This window comes from Novipirellula rosea (assembly GCF_039541335.1).
Lineage (GTDB): Bacteria > Planctomycetota > Planctomycetia > Pirellulales > Pirellulaceae > Novipirellula > Novipirellula rosea.
Genome location: NZ_BAABGA010000030.1, coordinates 58,486 through 75,677 on the forward strand (window position 1 = coordinate 58,486; position 17,192 = coordinate 75,677).

At 52.1% G+C, this 17,192-nt stretch carries 12 protein-coding genes; 7 read left to right on the plus strand and 5 right to left on the minus strand.

Going from position 1 to position 17,192, the window contains the following annotated elements:
- The first annotated feature begins 121 nt into the window (after positions 1–121).
- Together ABD971_RS11715 and ABD971_RS11720 are read left to right on the plus strand one after the other, a co-directional pair.
- A complete protein-coding gene (locus tag ABD971_RS11715; protein WP_345322231.1) occupies positions 122–886 on the plus strand; it encodes a WD40 repeat domain-containing protein in 765 nt (254 codons plus the stop codon).
- Positions 804–2,738, plus strand: coding sequence for a hypothetical protein (locus ABD971_RS11720; RefSeq protein ID WP_345322232.1), 1,935 nt, complete (start codon positions 804–806; stop codon positions 2,736–2,738). The genes ABD971_RS11715 and ABD971_RS11720 overlap by 83 nt, the downstream gene beginning before the upstream one ends.
- 1,272 nt (positions 2,739–4,010) lie before the next feature.
- Here the strand turns inward: ABD971_RS11720 and ABD971_RS11725 are convergent.
- The 4 genes from ABD971_RS11725 to ABD971_RS11735 form a co-directional block, all read right to left on the minus strand.
- Positions 4,011–5,774 (minus strand): hypothetical protein, encoded by a 1,764-nt coding sequence (locus ABD971_RS11725; protein ID WP_345322234.1) that lies wholly within the window; start codon positions 5,772–5,774, stop codon positions 4,011–4,013.
- A gap of 148 nt (positions 5,775–5,922) precedes the next feature.
- Complete coding sequence (locus tag ABD971_RS36040) at positions 5,923–6,294, minus strand: transposase (protein ID WP_425571298.1); 372 nt, start codon at positions 6,292–6,294, stop codon at positions 5,923–5,925.
- A 36-nt stretch (positions 6,295–6,330) separates the two neighbouring features.
- Positions 6,331–6,789, minus strand: coding sequence for a helix-turn-helix domain-containing protein (locus tag ABD971_RS11730; protein WP_345322236.1), 459 nt, complete (start codon positions 6,787–6,789; stop codon positions 6,331–6,333).
- 630 nt (positions 6,790–7,419) lie between these two features.
- Positions 7,420–9,600, minus strand: a complete 2,181-nt coding sequence (locus tag ABD971_RS11735; protein ID WP_345322238.1) for a CHASE3 domain-containing protein — start codon at positions 9,598–9,600, stop codon at positions 7,420–7,422.
- 306 nt (positions 9,601–9,906) lie between these two features.
- Here ABD971_RS11735 and ABD971_RS11740 point away from each other — a divergent pair, with 306 nt between their 5' ends.
- From ABD971_RS11740 to ABD971_RS11755, 5 genes are all read left to right on the plus strand, one after another.
- A complete protein-coding gene (locus ABD971_RS11740; protein ID WP_345322240.1) occupies positions 9,907–14,022 on the plus strand; it encodes a chemotaxis protein CheB in 4,116 nt (1,371 codons plus the stop codon).
- A 180-nt stretch (positions 14,023–14,202) separates the two neighbouring features.
- Positions 14,203–14,364, plus strand: a complete 162-nt coding sequence (locus ABD971_RS11745) for a hypothetical protein (protein WP_345322242.1) — start codon at positions 14,203–14,205, stop codon at positions 14,362–14,364.
- Positions 14,361–14,537, plus strand: a complete 177-nt coding sequence (locus ABD971_RS36045) for a chemotaxis protein CheB (protein ID WP_425571294.1) — start codon at positions 14,361–14,363, stop codon at positions 14,535–14,537. The genes ABD971_RS11745 and ABD971_RS36045 overlap by 4 nt, the downstream gene beginning before the upstream one ends.
- A gap of 184 nt (positions 14,538–14,721) precedes the next feature.
- Positions 14,722–15,243, plus strand: a complete 522-nt coding sequence (locus tag ABD971_RS11750) for a CheR family methyltransferase (RefSeq protein WP_345322244.1) — start codon at positions 14,722–14,724, stop codon at positions 15,241–15,243.
- A gap of 102 nt (positions 15,244–15,345) precedes the next feature.
- Positions 15,346–15,735, plus strand: coding sequence for an Hpt domain-containing protein (locus ABD971_RS11755; protein WP_345322246.1), 390 nt, complete (start codon positions 15,346–15,348; stop codon positions 15,733–15,735).
- Between the two features lie 390 nt (positions 15,736–16,125).
- On the opposite strand, the gene ABD971_RS11760 is transcribed toward ABD971_RS11755, so the two are convergent.
- Complete coding sequence (locus ABD971_RS11760) at positions 16,126–17,184, minus strand: GGDEF domain-containing protein (RefSeq protein WP_345322248.1); 1,059 nt, start codon at positions 17,182–17,184, stop codon at positions 16,126–16,128.
- Positions 17,185–17,192: the final 8 nt, after the last annotated feature.

The window sequence follows — 17,192 nt, forward strand, 5'->3', positions numbered from 1 at the left end:
GTTTCGGCACGAAAGGGACTGCGGCCAAGTCCACGATATCCAGCGCCGATCGGAGAGCTTCCTAGTTCGCTGGGCCTACGATCGCGAAATGCGAAATACGGCACGACTGGAGGTGGTTGCTATGACGAAGGACGGCAAGCGTTTACTTCCATACGGGGCAACCCTATGGGATGACGAAGAAGGAAACACTCGCAACGCCGACGTGTTCCGCACATCAGTCGACGACATTGATCGCTTCGAGTACCGACTATGTCCAATCCAATATCGCGTCACATTCAAGAACATCTCATTGCAAGCGGGTCAACGAACGGATGTCAGCGTGGAGAGCGAACGAGTCACGAATGCAGACACCGATGAAATCTCCGTCTTGCCCAACCTGCTGCTGCCCGAGTCCAGCAGCGTCAAGAGCATTCAGTTCGCTGGCGACTCCACCATTCGTAGTCTCGCGTATGGTACGGGCGAGGCCAAACCGGACAGTTTTCTACGAGTTCGAGAGTGGAATCTGACGACGCAGACAGTGCTCACGGAAGTTGCGTTGGAGTGGGAGAAAAATTGGACTCGATACACGAGTCAACTCGTCTTGGCGGGAGACGGAAAGCTAGTCTTTGGCAGCCTTGGCAACGAACAGGCCTCTTGGGACGCCAAGACCGGCCAACTACTACGACGGATGAAGCCCGCGTGGGAAGAGTTCGGTGATCTTATGCTTCAACACGTCACTGCAACTCCCTCAGGAGATCGAGTTGCTTGCGTGGGCTTATCAAACTCGACCGAATTGATGCAGAGCGGGCACATCTATATTTGGAATGCCAAGACCGGCGAAATGGTACGAGAAATCAAATCCGAACACACTGGATACGTTCGTTCGTTCGTTCGCGTTGTCGGATGACGGACGGTACGTCGCTGCATGGCCAGCGCGAGAAGGCGTCGGGATTTGGAATGTCGAGAGCGGCGAACAAATTTTCAAGTTCGAGAATCAAAACCCGCCGGGGAGCTGGCCCGGCGAGCCGATGCACACGAGCGTCCCGGATCAGGTCCTTGGGTTGCAGTTTTCGCACAATGGACAGACGCTGGCGATCGGCGATCTAGTCGGTGTCAAACTGATCGACATCAAAACGGGCAAAGTGCAGCATTCGATGAAAGCGCCTCTGCGACTTGGTTCTCCGACGTTTGTCTTTTCGCCGAACGATCGCTACCTGTTTCGATACGGAGTTCACCTCGACAATCGTGAAGAGTCAATGCTTTGGGACGTCGAGACAGGCAAGCCGCTCGCAACGCTTCCAGTTTACGCCACCGCTGCTGCCTTTTCGTCCGACGGGAGCAAACTGGCGATCGGACGATCTGATCGGAAACAAGCGATCGCTCTTTGGGAACTCGACACAATCGCAGAGCGGAACCAGTCGAAAGATCGTCGCGATGATGTGTTCTGGTACCCACGAGGTACTGAGCAGTGGACGACCGGATTGCAGATTGTAAAGCGTCCGAGCCACAATAATCCGACATTGGTTCTCGAATACTTGCTACGAAACGATGCGGATACTGTTAGGACGGCTGATGTTTCGTTTAAGAGCGGTCCCTGCGGATACTTTGTAGATGCGGCCCATCGGATCGAACCCGGGCCCGGTGCGGAGGGTAGCCAAATCCACATCGAAAAATTTGATATCAACGCTGGAGAAGGTTTCACCGACCCGCGTTTCAGACAAGAGATTGATCTGCGGGGACTGGAGCCGGGCACATACAATGTCAACCTGGGAGTATTCTTCTCTTTGCCGACTGACGAACCTGGGACTCGCCATGGAATCCCTTTTGAACACCAATTCCCGGTTCGCTGGGAAGAGAAAGGTTCTGCATCGGCAGCTACCGGCGAAGAGATAAGTAACGCAAAACGGTTTCCCACGGTAACGCACAATAGAAACATTGCAGGCGACCAGCGAACCAACCTGACTGAGATTCGATGGGGCAAAGCCGTTGGCGGATTGCGAGCGGGTCTTACATGGACCAGCCATCGGGACGACGCACTACCGAATTTTGCGCATGGTCAAAGGGTGACCGCAGACCTGTTCGTACAAAACGTCTCAGACAGCGAAATTGCGTGCGAATTACTTCTTCCACACCGCATGGATAGTTGGGGCTTCAGCATCCGCGATGCCAGTGGCAAACTCATGCAGAGGAATCAGATTATACTCAGCCAAATCGAACCGCAACGAGTTCTGATCGCCTCAATCGCACCGGGTGAGACGAAACTTATTACTGGTAACCCGAGCGGATTCAGCGAGCGAACAGCCAGTGAGAAAAGCATCGATGTGTCACGATTGGACTTCAAGATCGCTAGTGAACTGCCGAGTGCCGAGTCCATTCCGTCTTACACTTATGGATTACCGGTGGGCAAGTATACGATCGAGGCGTACATTTTTATCCGCCAGGCCTCGAACTCGGATGCGACACTCAATCTCGATACCGAACGCTTAGGATTTTTCGTCGTTTCGGACGAATCCGTGAAGGCTACCGCCGAGGATGCCGAGTTTCAGTCCTCTCGCGATGCTGATAACTCCGGGGCGGAAGAACGCGAGGCTCCTTGGCGTGCTTTCGGTCGCGTGCTCGACGGCGATGGCAAGCCATTGGAGAGTGTCACGATTCGTGCTGCGACTGGCATGGGAACACTTCTCGGCGGAGGTGCGACTATAACCAACGCCGACGGCCGCTATGACTTTCGCTTCGGCATGGGGGGAATCAGCTTCTAAGACATTTCCGACGATAACCATATCCTCAGACGCAGTTTGCTCACGTTACTGCTCACTTTGACGGACACTTCGAAAAGAAATTTAGTCGTCATGGTAACGGGATTGGCAGTTTACAACCTGTCGCGAACGAACATCTTTAAAAGTGGAAAATCGCCGCAGACCAAGTCGTCCTGCCCAACCAAACTCGCGAGATCAACTTCGTGATGCTTCCCCCAGCAACAGGCATTTGCACGTTAATCGACGATAATGATCAGCCTCTTGCGGAGTCCTCCGTATCACTAACCGCCGACGCGCTGCCGCCGGGATCGTCTGTACTGTCACAAGTACGAACTGACGAGCAAGGCCGATTTACGATCACTGAGATTCTCACCTCGATCCCGTACCAGTTCGTTGTTTGCAAAACGAACAACAGTAATTCGGCCACCCCCCTCACTGTATGGAGGACTTTCAGACGCCCATCATTGGTCCTTTTTAGGTGTCCGGTGAAGGCCCGTGACAGCCCGCCCGAACGCCGGTTCAATACGACTTAGTCAACACACTCGGGTGTTAAGAAAAAATGTAATCGCCGCATAGACTCAAGTACGCGACACGATTCACGACGCTGGTCGACCCGCCGACCTCGAAGCCGTTCGCGAGATTATTGTTGAAGACTCAATCGTGGTCGCGATTTAGATGACGAGCACCAGTGGCGAACAGTGTTGCGATCGAGCGACGGACGGATGTAATGCGATTTCTCACGTAGCCCGGGGCTGACCTAACGGCCCATGGCGGCGATTTGCTGATGTTGCTTCGCATTGTGATAATCGCCCGAGCCTTGACCGAAGGCCGAGACAACGAATGCTACTTCTACCTAAACCAATCTGATTTCGATACGGACTGCAAAAACGGAATGAGTCCAGGATTGTGCGCTCCGAATGCCTGTTTAATTCCAAGAGACGTCACACACGGTCATGGTAAAAATCAGCAAGCTTTGTCGCGGTATCGCAGCAGCCGACTGTTGTTGTTGACAGTTTATGATCAGGAGAGCGTTATTGGGACTCGCCTCCGAAGACGGAAACGCGGCTGCAATTGAGAGAGCGACGCAACCGCGCGAACTGCGGAGCACAAGTTCTGATCTCGGTCGCCGACGCCTCGCGGATTTTCGTTTTCATCGATCCGAAGGATATCCGATCGGATCGCATTACCCCCTGGCCTATTGATGAGTAACATTTTGGTGCGTTCGTCGCTGGAAGGTTCCACAATTGCACGCCCGTCCGGCGATGGCCGCGATGGTCACTGGCTTGATACTGCACCCTGCGTGGCAAAAGGGGCGTGGCCCGCTTCAGCAAACACGGGCTGTAGGTATTCTTGGACATTGCGAATCGCGGTGAACACGCGATCAAATGGACGATTGCTGTACGCGTCAGTCAGAGCGTCACTCTTGACGGGTTGCCCATGGCAATCGAACACTCCCATGATCTCTCCGTCAGAGAAACGCTTGATAAGCTGACTGCCAGTCTTACGGAGCTTTCCAAACGACAATGACCGAATGTCGTGGCCATCGGCACGAATGCGTTTGATCAACCGATCGAAATGGTTCGGAATCAATTGGTTTGTGTTGCCCGCTTTGGTGGACTTATCCAGAGCGGTGCCCGCCCGATTGACCACTAGCACCGCATGAGGACCGTAGCCTGGGAATGTTCTGCGATGCTTCATCGCCCACTGAATTCCCTGGATAGTCAGTGGGAAAAGAATGTGTTCTCCATAAACGCCGCTTTTGCGACGGACCCGCTTGATAAACGAATCCTCCGCCGTCGATTTGAAGTCCAGAATTTCCTGGTGCCGGGGTGAGTGGGCCGAGAACAAGTGCACTTCGCCTACCAGTGTTGATGCGATCTCTGCACGACCGAAGCCGCAATTGAGCCCCATCAAAAGCAAAAGACGATCAAACGGATGTCCATAACGCGCCAGCAGTTTAAGTTCATCAAATGAGAAGGTGTCTACCTGCTCTAGACTCTTTCGTGCATGGTCGACAGCAAGACGTCTGATTCGCGTGTCCATGTCGCCGAAAGCAATAGGTTTTGTCCACTCGAACCGCGAACTGGAGTCCAGCCATTTTAAAAAGCGAGTGAGTGCGCTGAGATAGTTTTTGCAGCTTTTCGCCGTCATCGGAGTCGTTGCTCTAAGCTTGCAGGGACGCCGACGCCAGTACCCGATTAATTCGTTTATTTCGGAAGCGTCTAACTCGCTGATCGGGCGGTCCCCATGATGCTGAATCAGGGTTTCGACCTGCTTCACCTGAGTTTTGCCCCAGGGGGAGATTTGGTTCGACTCTGGACGGTGGAACTCACGTTCAAGGTACTCCTGATATTTCTTCATTGCCTGGTGCAGCGACACTTTGATCGCGATTGCGTCTGCTGGACCCACGCACGAAGTCGCTCCAGGGCGAGGCAATTGATGCGTACCACTGGCGGGCACATCGTCGCCAACAAACGGTTTGACGGGAGCGAGGTCCGGCTTGGGCGAGGTGAGCGGCACTCCCGCAGCAACAAGCACCCGCTCAGACTCTTGCATTGCCACGATTTTAGCGGGATCCACGTTTTCCAGTCGCGTGTGGACGGATGCAAGCTGGCCAGCGTCGTTGATTGCTTCCAATCTCGTCAGATTTTCCTCCCCGATTCGAAAGACGCGTCGATCCTCCGGAAGGACGAGAATGACCGTGAAACGTTTTTGGAGCCTCTGCAGTCGCTCCGCGTAGTTCGTCGGCGTCTCATTGCCGTTGCGGGGCAGGGCAAACTCACTGGCTCCTTTGGCGGTGGCTCGGGCCACTTCTAATTCGGTTTCGCACCAGAGCGGGTCCGGTTCGCGCGAGCGGCTCGCGATAACAGTCCAGATTTCCCGAAGCTTGACCTCGCGAATCTCAGCCTGGCGGAGGTCGGTACCTAAGATGAATTTGTGCTGCTGCCGGATGCCGGATTTACTTAGCTTCCAGCCTATCTGACGGGTGTAGTATCCCCGGCTGTCGAGTTTCCACTGACGACGCGCTCGAGCGACCATTTGGCAGCACTCCTGCCGGTCTTATCGGAACATCTGGGTCCCTGACTGGCTTCTTATCGGAGCATTTATCGGAACGTCGCGTTTTCGAGACAAAACTGACCGCCCGAAAAAGACGCGTAAACGACGTGAATACCAATAAAATAGCCACTTACCGACTGGCGGCAAGTGGCTCTAAAGCGGAGGACACGGGCAAGTACTCAAAAGTGACCCAGCGGCACTTCAACTCGCTTAGTGCTCTCGCTGCCTTTCGGTGAGCGCTCAGTCGATCCCAAACAACGATCAGTGGCCGTCGGACTTCGCAGTGTAACGAAAACAAGATCCAGAAGAAGTCTTCTGCCTTTGCGTTGTGATCAAGTAACTCGAAGTGCAAACCAAGCTTTCGACAGTGAGGCGTTAACGTCAGCGCTGTGATCGCAGTCAGTCGGTCATGCCGCTCCCACGCATTCATTCCTGGAGTCTTACACTTGGGAGCCCAGGTACGCCGCAGCAACGGTTGAAGCATAAAGCCGCTCTCGTCAATAAAAACACAGCTAGCATTGTGATTTTGGCCCCTTTTTTATTCGTTTCCAAGTTTCGCTTCGAAACTCTCGTGCTGCTGCATCATTGTGTTCGCGTGCACGACTGGTGTTTTTTGGCAAGAGTACCCCATCTTAAGAAGGACTCGTCCCAGATGTGCGGAGTTGTAACTAACCCCAAACTCCTCGAGTACAACATGGGCAATCCGATCACAGGTCCAAAGATCCGTTGGATAGCCTCGTGCCAACGCGCCACCGATCAAAATCTTTTTAAGTTGGCGTTTCTGTTCACTGGACATTCGCGACTGAAGAACATGCTGTGGTACCGCGTTGAGTGCTCTGAGGCCACCTTCGATCGCAGTTTTCTTCCATTTGCTGACTGTGACTCTGCTCACGCCGAGATCATTTGCCACATCGGCTACACGTCCACCGGCACGAATTCGACGCACCGCATCCTTACGTCGATTTTCCAATTCAATCGCACTGCCAACAGCACGCATGGTATCCTCTCCCGTAGAATGAGGATTAACCCGCCATTATGCGCAAAGCAAATCATGTCGCTTTGCTGGCGCAATGCTCAATAATGTTGCTCAAAGATCTGCGTTTAGTGTTTTCGCAGCTCAATGACGACTAAACAATCCTTCTTCATTAAGAAAAGATACAATCGTGTCACAATTTCAGATCAGTAGCGATTTAACATGCGACGTTCGCATCTCGACGAAATTTCTCTTTCGGTTCACTGATGCGGCGACGCCGCACTAGAAAATTGTCCATAAAAACTTCTCTATCGTTCCTGTAGTGAATGTATAGGCATTTCAGGTTGGCATTGAGAGAAACAGAATGCGTAATGTGATCGTTCAGCTTGGCTAACTGAAAGTAAAAAGCTGCAAAGCACTCATGGGACTTTCACCGCAAGTTGATCGATTAGCAAAGTCAACGAAATGATCGCTTCGCAATTGCCAGCAGAAGTCTTGACTTACATGAATCCTAGCTGGTATTGCGAGAGCGAGTTATTAGCCCAGTTTGCTTTGGAGGAATCGGCTCACTAAATCGGGGCGTCAGTCGCGTGCAATCGATCTGTGATTGGATTTACAATCATCTTGATTACACGCCGGGAAGCACGTCATCCGTTACGAAGGCTGGAGGTTTTGGAAAAACGCTTGTAACAATTTGAAATCGACAGGCTTGACCATGTGTTCATCGAAACCAGCGGCAAGTGCTCTCTCGCGGTCGCTCGCTTGACCGTAGCCGGTCATCGCGACCAACGCCAGCGGTTGACTCCTATACTCCACACGCAATCGCTTGGCTAATTCGTACCCCGTCATGCCGGGCATTGAAATGTCTGAAAACACCACGTCAGCGGCGAATCGTTCCATCATTGCCAATGCAGCGAGGCCGCTATCTACGACCTCGACTTCGTGACCGAGCTTCATCAGCAATCGCGATAGTATGACAGATAACGCGTGCATATCATCGACTACCAACACTCGCATCGGCTGAATTGGCTTGGAGTCGTCAACCACTGGAGACACTGCCTTGTTTGAATCATCAACCGTCGCGATCGGAATCTTGATGGAAAACTCACTGCCCTGATCGACTCCATCGCTGTGTGCCGAAACCGTACCGCCGTGCAATTCGACCAGGGTTCGCACCAACGTCAATCCGATGCCCAAGCCCGCGGTGCCGCGTTCGACCGAGTCCTCGATTTGAGCGAACATCTCAAAAATATCGCTAAGTCGTTCGGGAGCGATACCGCTACCATTGTCCTTTACCGTTACTACCACATGCTCGCCAACATGTTCCGCAATGACTTCAATTTTGCAATTCACGTCGCTGTACTTCGACGCATTATTGAGCAGATTACAAATGACTTGGGTCAGCCGCGCCGGGTCGACGTGGACGGTCAAGCCTTCCTCGGGCACGTCGACACTGAGCTCCTGCTGATTGCTTTCGATCAAAGCACGCGAATTCTCAATTGCAGAATCAATGATCGTCCGCATTTCGATCGCTTGCCTTTTCAGTTCGATCTTACCACGTCCGATCCGCGATACATCCATCAAGTCGTCCAGCAAGCGAACAAGCTGGTCAACTTGAAGGTCCATCGTGACCCGCAGTTCGTCAACTTCGCCGCTGAGTTCCATCATTGACATCAACTGAACAGCACTTTTTATGGGAGAAAGTGGATTTCGAAGCTCGTGAGCCAGGGTGGCAAGAAATTCGTTCTTGCGGCGAGATTCCTCGGACAGCTCCGCAGCCAGGCGGCTCAATTCATCGCTGTTCCTTTTCTGCTCGGTCATGTCACGCATCACCTTGCTGAAGCCGACCAGTGCACCGGAACGGTCGTGAATCGACGTGGTGATACCAGACGCCCAGAATTGCGACCCGTCTTTGCGTTGCATCCAACGGTCATCGCTTGCCGAGTCGTTCTTGACGGCCTTTTCAAATTCGGCATCGACGGTTCCAGATGCGTGAGCTTCGGGTGTGAAGATCAATGGTCGAATATCTCGTCCCAGAAACTCGTGCTCATCGAAGCCAAGCACTTGGCGGACGCCATCGTTCCAAGTTGTCGCGCGGCATTGGCTGTCCATCATGAAGATCGCGTAATCCGATATCTGCTGGAGAAAAAAGTGAATTCGCTCGTCAAGTTCGCGATTTTTTTCCTTCAAGTTTTGTGCTCGAAAGACTGCCCAAATAACCCCGCCGACCAAAGCGATGCCCAAGAGTGTGAGCAGCAGGCCGGTGAACCATGCAGTGCGGTAGGTTTCATTGGTCGCCATCAATTGCTGCGACTGCCGAACGCGTGCGTTGTTTCGCATCAGATCGAGTTGCTGACCAATCCGATCCATCAACTGCTTGCCAACATCGGTCTTGACAACCTGCTCCGCGGCGTTTGATTTGCCTTGACGTTGCAGATCGATGGTTTTCACCATCTCGCCACGCTTGGATTCGATGAATTGCTTGAGCGTCGGCAGGACCGCCGCTTGTGCAGGATTCGTGGTCGTGTGTGATTCGAGTTGTTTTAGGAAGCCATCGAGCTTAGCTTCGGCAGCATTGTAGGGTTCAAGGTAGCTTTCATCGCCCGTGACCAAATAACCACGTTGTCCAGTTTCGGCTTCGCGGAGTGCCAACGCTACCGAATCGAGCGAATCCAAAACCGCGTAGGAGTCGCCAAGGTTGATTGCGGCATGGTGCATCCGGGTCAGGTTTTGTAGCGTCACGACACCACTGACCACCAGCAGGATGATGACCGTTGCGGCCATCACAGGCTCGGAGAGGTTTCGATTGAGTTTCGTGGGTGGTGGTCGATACAAGGCAAAAAATCCTTCAAACGGTTGCCTACTGCTCGATCGCGTCACAGTCGGTAAAATCTTTGGTTCCAGTCGCCGCGATTATAGCCACCAACTGAACTTACTGAAACAATGAACCCGAGAGTTTCGCCAAAGGCACACCAATTGCTCTACCACTGGTAGGGAATCTAATCCCAAAGCCGGCAGTGAGGGGATATCAAATAGTACGTTGCCGCTCGCTCACCTAGGAGATGGAGTTCGTCGCTCATGCTGCGGGTTGGGGTTTTAACGGTCAATCAGTTTATCCATCCATGGAAGCAATCGCAGACCATGACTGACGACGACGCAAACTCAGTGGCAAACGTATCGACACCGAAATCATCCGGTTTTTTCGTCGTCGGAATCGGTGCATCTGCGGGTGGGTTGGAAGCTCTAGAAGCGTTCTTCTACGCAATGCCTTCGGATTCGGGGATGGCATTTGTCGTCGTCCAGCATTTGTCGCCAGACTTTAAAAGTCATATGGAGGAACTGCTTGCGCGGCAAACGACCATTACGATTCATCGCGTTGAGTCCGGCGTCGTCGTGCAACCAAACTCGATCTATCTCATTCCGCCAAAGAAGGAGATGATCATCAGTAGTGGTAAACTGCTGCTCACGGATCGAAGTAGCGATCGGTCATTGATTCACCCAATCGACCAGTTCTTCACATCACTCGCGACCGATCGCGGAAAAGAATCAATCGCGGTCATCTTGTCCGGCACGGGCAGTGATGGATCTCGTGGCCTCGTGGACGTGAGCGACGCTGGAGGTCTAGTGTTTGCTCAGGACGAGGCTTCAGCGAAGTTTAATGGGATGCCGATGAGTGCGACAGAAACGGGCAAGGTCGACTTGGTGCTGCCGCCAGCCGCGATTGCCGAGGCGCTCGTGAAGTATTCATGCGAAGGAATCTCACGAGAGAAGTTGATGGAAGAGGACTTGGCCTTCAGCACGATGCCAGGGGTGGAACAGATTTCAACGCTGCTTAATCACAAATACGGCCTCGACTTCGCATTCTACAAACCGGGCACTGTCGGTCGACGTATCAATCGTCGCATCGCATTGCTGGGGCTTGATTCGATCGAAACCTACGCCGCGTTTTTGGCGACCAATGAAGTGGAATTGAGCAAGTTATACGAAGACTTGCTGATCGGCGTCACAAAATTCTTCCGCGACGTCGAAGCATTTGAGACGTTGCAACGACAAGTGATCTCAAAGCTGGTGCGTGAGGCGACGGAGGAACCAATTCGAATTTGGGTCGCTGCGTGTGCTTCGGGCGAGGAGGCTTACTCGATCGCGATACTCTTCGATGAGGAAATTCGTAAGTCCAACCGACAAATAGAAATTAAGATCTTTGCCACAGATGCGCACCAAGGTTCGTTGCAAACCGCCGCGAAAGGAATTTTTCCGCCCGAATCGCTTAGCGAGATGACAGACGATCGTTGCAATCGCTATTTCATTCGTGCCAGCGACGGCTATCATGTAACGCGGGCACTTCGAAATAACATCGTTTTCGCGGCACACAATCTCATCAACGACGCGCCCTTCACGCAAATGGATTTAGTGACGTGTCGCAATATGCTGATCTACTTGCAGCCTGCGGCGCAGCGAAAGGCGCTCGGCATGTTTCACTTTGCCCTTAAGCTCAGTGGTACTCTTTTTCTTGGTCCAAGTGAATCGACCGGAGAACTTTCGGATGAGTTCAAGGCGATCGACAGCAAGTGGCGGATGTATGTCAAACGGCGAGACGTTCGATTGCCAGTAGGTATGAAAGCCCCGATTGGGCGACGTTCCGAGAGACTGCCTCACGTCACGTTGCCGACCCCGATGCCGCGTAGTAATCGTGTCGACCAAGAGCTGATCGCCACCTACGACCAAGTGCTTGCCAAGATGATGCCCTGCAGCATTCTAGTAAGTGAACTCGGAGACATTCTGCACGTGTTCGGCGGCGCGGAACGATACTTGAAGGGACGCGGCGGACGTCCTACGAATCATTTGCTAGAAGCAATCGACAAATCACTACGAACGTCAGTCTCTGTCGCATGGCATCATGCGATGAAGAAAAGCGACGCGATAAGGAACGCTTCGACGACATTCGACAGTCACGATGGTCAAGAAGACGTTCGCATCACGGTCACGCCGATGTCCGATGACAACAGCGGCCCTAACAATTTTTTGATAGCGATCGAAAAGACCGGCACGTCAATTAAGCACCTCGATCCCCTCGATGTCAGTACTCAGGAGATGCACCGCACTCGCGTCGAAGGATTGGAAACCGAGCTGAGGTACTCACAAGAGAACTTGCAATCGGCGCTCGAAGAGATGGAAACGTCGAATGAAGAACTTCAAGCGAGTAACGAAGAGCTGGTCGCGTCGAACGAGGAACTTCAAAGCACGAATGAAGAATTGCACAGCGTCAATGAAGAGCTTTATACGGTCAACGCTGAGCATCAGCGGCGAGTCGAAGAGCTTGCTGTCGCTAACGACGACATGGACAACTTGCTCGCGACAACACGCGTCGGTGTGATATTTCTGGACAAAGACCTCTACATTCGTCGCTTTACTCCCGAGATCGCACGAGTGTTTCACTTGAGCAATCAAGACACAGGACGATCGATGGGGCATTTTTCGCACGTGCTCAATCGTCCCGATTTAACAGATGAACTGCACGAAGTGATTCGGACGCATGAAGAACTTGAGATGAAGGCCACCGATCAATCTGGGAATCATTTCTTATTGCGAGTTTTGCCCTATCGCAGCGGTGACACGACCGAAGGTCTTGTGTTGACGCTGATCGACATAAGTTCGCTCGTCGCTGCAGAAGCCGAAATTCACTTGCAAAAACTGGCGATCGAATCGGCGATCAACGGCATTGTCATCACCGACCCAAAACAGGAGGACGATCCGATCGTTTATGCCAATCAAGGGTTTCTCGATCTGACGGGATTTGATCGTGAAGAAGTCATTGGCCATAATTGCCGGTTCTTACAATGCGACGAGACAGACGAAGACGCGGTGGAGCAAATCCGCGAGTCATTAGCTTCCGGTAATCCCATTCGTATCCCTCTTCTCAATCGTCGCAAGGACGGCCGACAATTTTGGAACGACCTTAGTATTACGCCGGTTCGCGATGCAAAAGGCGAGATCGTTAACTTCGTCGGAGTCCATCATGATGTGACCGATCAGATGAAAGCACAAAAGCGTCTTGAGGAAGCGAACCGTGCCGCTCAGCAATCCAGTGATGCGAAGAGTTCGTTCCTGGCGACTATGTCGCACGAACTGCGAACACCGTTGACCGCTGTTCTTGGTTTTGCCGAAATCCTGCGTAACGAATCGGACGATCCTGGTTACCAGGAAAAAATCGATACGATCCGTCGCAACGGTTCCTACCTTCTTGCGCTACTTAACGACATCCTGGACCTGTCCAAAATCGAGGCTGGCAAGTTGACTTTTGGGAGGACAAGTATCAATGTGCGATCAGTTCTGAAGGAAGTCGAGATACTAATGCAAATGCGAGCCACGGAGGCATGTGTGCCTCTTCGCTTTGACTTGCACAAACCACTCCCGGCGGGAGTGACAGCCGACGAGGTTCGCGTTCGGCAGATAATCGTAAACTTGCTCAGTAACGCGATCAAGTTCACCGAAGATGGCGAAGTTGTCGTCGATGCGATCCTACGCGAAGAAGGTTCATGTGATGGTGAAAGCGTTCCCGCTCGACTTGAGATTTCGGTGACCGACACGGGTATCGGGATTTCAAAGAGTCAGTTGGCGAAATTGTTTACACCTTTTAATCAGGCCAAGAAACAAACGACGCGGCATGCCGGTGGGACAGGACTGGGGCTGAGTATCTGTAAACGTTTGGCGGAAGGCATGGGCGGTACGATTAAAGTAGAAAGCGAGCTGGGCAAAGGCAGCCGATTTACCTTGTGTTTGCCAGTAACGCAGGAGCAATCAAGACGTTTGATCAGCGAAGGGGAGCAAGCGGACGCCGAGAAAGAGCAACGCCCCACCAATTTCCCGACGATCCATTCCCGGATTTTGCTTGCCGACGACCGTCGCGATGTTTGGCAAGTCGGCAAACATTTTCTGGAGAAGTGCGGTGCGGAAGTCGCGATCGCTGAAAATGGCAAATTGGCAGTGGAGATGACGGAGCAAGCGTCTAACGAAGGTCGTCCGTTTGAGTTGATCTTGATGGACATGCAGATGCCGGTCATGGACGGACGTCGAGCGGTCGCCAATATTCGCGAACTTGGCTACAAGACACCGATTATCGCGATGACTGCCGACGCAATGGACGGCGAACGTGAATCCTGTATCGCGATGGGCTGCGACGAATATTTCCCCAAGCCAATCGATGGCTTGTTGCTGACGAACTTGATTGCAGAGATGCTATCACAACCCGACGCGTGAGCTACGGACGCATGTCGCGGGAAAAGTCCCTCGCTGGCGCTTCGGGTGGAGATTTTCTAGCGGCATACTCTTACGCCATGCCAGTGTTTCGGCATGTTCCACCCACTGAAGCTATACGCATTACGATATTAGCCCCCATGGAGCGACTCTGAATTGGAGGTCGAAAACAGAGTCCAACCGATGGCCGACGTCGTTTACATTTGCCCGCGGCAGACGCAACGTGAGTTTGCCGACAGCTGGTTGACTCCGTCAAAGCTTGGCGATTCTGAAATGAACAACATTCCGATCGACGAGTTGTTTCATTCGTTGGCAGAAAACCAAGCGAATGCGGGATCGGCGTGATTATTTCTGGCTCAGCCACTGAAGGCACTTTGGGACTAAAGGCGATCATTGATGCCGGTGGATTAACGTTCGTTCAAGATGCAAAATCGGCCAAGCATGATTCGATACCACGCAGCGCAGCGACGACAGGTGCGGCCGATCATGTTATGTCCCCCCGACAAGATCGCGAATGAGTTGCGGAAATACTCTCATCATTTGGTTAGCACTTTCGAAAATCGCTCGCGTGGAGAACGAGATGCTCAAATCGGTCGTGCGATTCCTGACATTACGGTGATTTTGGCGAAAAGCATAAGACACAGCGTTCAGTAGTAGAAGTAAAGTGCGTTGACTCGTCGTTACGGACGAAGGATGCAGGTCTTGAAGATTAATCGTGTGGCGGATTACGTCGAACGCCTGGAGGAAGTCGAAGCGTTGTTTCGGAACTTATTGATCGGTGTCACCGCGTTCTTTCGCGAGCCCGACGCATTTGTGACGCTCGCCCAATTGGTTCTGTCAAAGATTTTAAACGATCGAGCCGCCGATAGTTGTGTTCGCATTTGGACTTCCGGTAACGCCAACAGTTCCGAAGCATGCACTCTGCCGATTCTTTGTCGTGCAATCATGGAAACGCTGGACGTGGCACCGGGGGTTAAGTTTTTTGCCACCGACATTGACGGGCGGTCGCTCAGGATGGCACTTATACCCTGCGAGCTCAGCGTAGAAAACGTTACTCTGTCTAAGCCTGAGAAAATGCCGCTGAGTCTTCGCGATCCCACCCTTCCTGAGCGGCTCATGGTGGTAAAATTTTCCCCGATGGAGAATGCATTTTGTTCATCATTGGCAAGCATGCATGTTCTAATGGGCATGAACGGTACAACAGGCAACCCTTATGATAAATGACTCGGAACTGTTTCAGGTTTCCGAATTGTCTGCAAAAACGCAGCCTATCGTTGATAAAACGATGAATCTGTTATTTACGTGGTGGGCAGGAGATAGTTGTTGATGAGTTCACTTACTTTATCACCAGAGGCAAGCGGTTCAACTGCGGTGGCAATCGATCAGAATGCCCTATTGGCCCGCTGTATGGGGAACGTACCGTTCGCCGTGTCTCTTCTTTACGAGCTAGAGCTCACTGGAGAACAGAAGGTCAGAGATATCGCCGAATGCGCCATGTCCGGTGATCATCATGGGGTCGTTCATGCGGCTCACGGCTTAAAAGGTGCGGCAGCCATAATCGCCGCGGAGCCTCTGCGTGCCGTAGCTGCAGCAATCGAAGAGGCCGGAGAATTTGAAGTTCAAGACGTTATTACTTTCCTTGTTGCAAACTTGCAGCTGGAAATGGCAAGATGTTTGGAATTCGCCCAAGTATTTCGTGAGCAGAACAGGGCCTGATGTAAACCGCAGCTTCGACGTTTATACACAACACAATCTGTTTCAAAAGTCTTTACCGGCGATCAACGCGGAAATTTTCAACGATCTTCTCGCGAGAACGTTCTTGCTCGACGGCGACATCTTAGCTGCGAGCTCGAACTTCTCACTGCGTTTTCAGTGTCAGTGTGAAATCCTGAATCATGCCGTTTTTCGATGATTCATCTTCAACGTTTAGCAGGTAATTGCAGACCAAGTTATCAATCCAATCTCTTGCAAAGCAATGTTGGATGATTATGATCCGCTTGGCATGACTCTCCTCCAGTTGTGTCGATTCTGGGTGACGAAAGGGGCATTCGTCACCCAGTTTTTCATTTGGAGCAGTGCGCTACGCAAATCGCTCCTGAAGATTATTTACAAATTGAGTTGGCGTTCAGCCTTAACTCCGTTTCGACCGTCTTGCTTGGCACAATACAGAAGTTTATCAGCACGGTGAAACCAACTCTCTGAAGTATCGGAGTCGCGTAAGATCGCGACTCCAATCGATGCCGTCACACGCTGTAATGTTTGGTCGCTTTCCTCATGCTTGAATCGGCTCTCTACGAGTGAACAACAGATTTCCTGGGCAAAATCCAGTGCATCCTGGGCTTCTACTGTTCTCAAGAAAACGCCAAATTCATCGCCTCCATATCGGGCGACCGTTGCATTTTCATTCAGTTTCTGGATGTTTGAAGCGATGAACTTTAGCAGACTGTCTCCCACCGCATGGCCTAACATGTCATTGACATCCTTGAATTTATCAAGATCAACCAGAAGTAACGCGACCTCTCCCGATGCGTCAGAGTCTCGTCCTCTAATCGCAGTTTCCATTAACGAATCGAAACAACGACGGTTGCCAACCCCCGTAAGCGGATCAGTCATGGTCAATTTTTGAGAGATGGCAAGATTCCTTTTTAGCGTCCCCATTTGGCTTTGGGACTCATTCAGCTGTGCTCGCATCTCCTCAAGTTGTGACTGCATGCACTCGTTTCTTTCGAGCATCTCAGCAACACAAGATCCAAATTTCTGTGGTGTGATGTCTGGCGATGCCAGATCGCGGTTCGTCTGTTCAATGGAATTGCCATATTCCGCCCCAGCATCCACTTGGCGATTTATCGCTAACTGCAAATTTTGCAACTCCTGCTCTAGGTCCCGCCTTATTCCATCCTGCAGGTCATCATTGTCGGCAGACTGGCAAAACTGCTGATGGAGCGACTGAAGCTGCTGAACTGTAACTGACTCCGGTCCGTCCACCACGTGCGAGAGTCGCTCGTGTAGCCCTCCGGTATTGCCCTCCGCAAACCGATACCAGACCTCGTATACTTCGGGAGTGGGTGGCGTATTGAATTGCCCAACATATCGAAGTGCTTTTTTCGCGATCACGAACACTTCATCAACGTCAGGGGGTGAAATAGGATTGGAACGTGGCGTCATGCGATGGC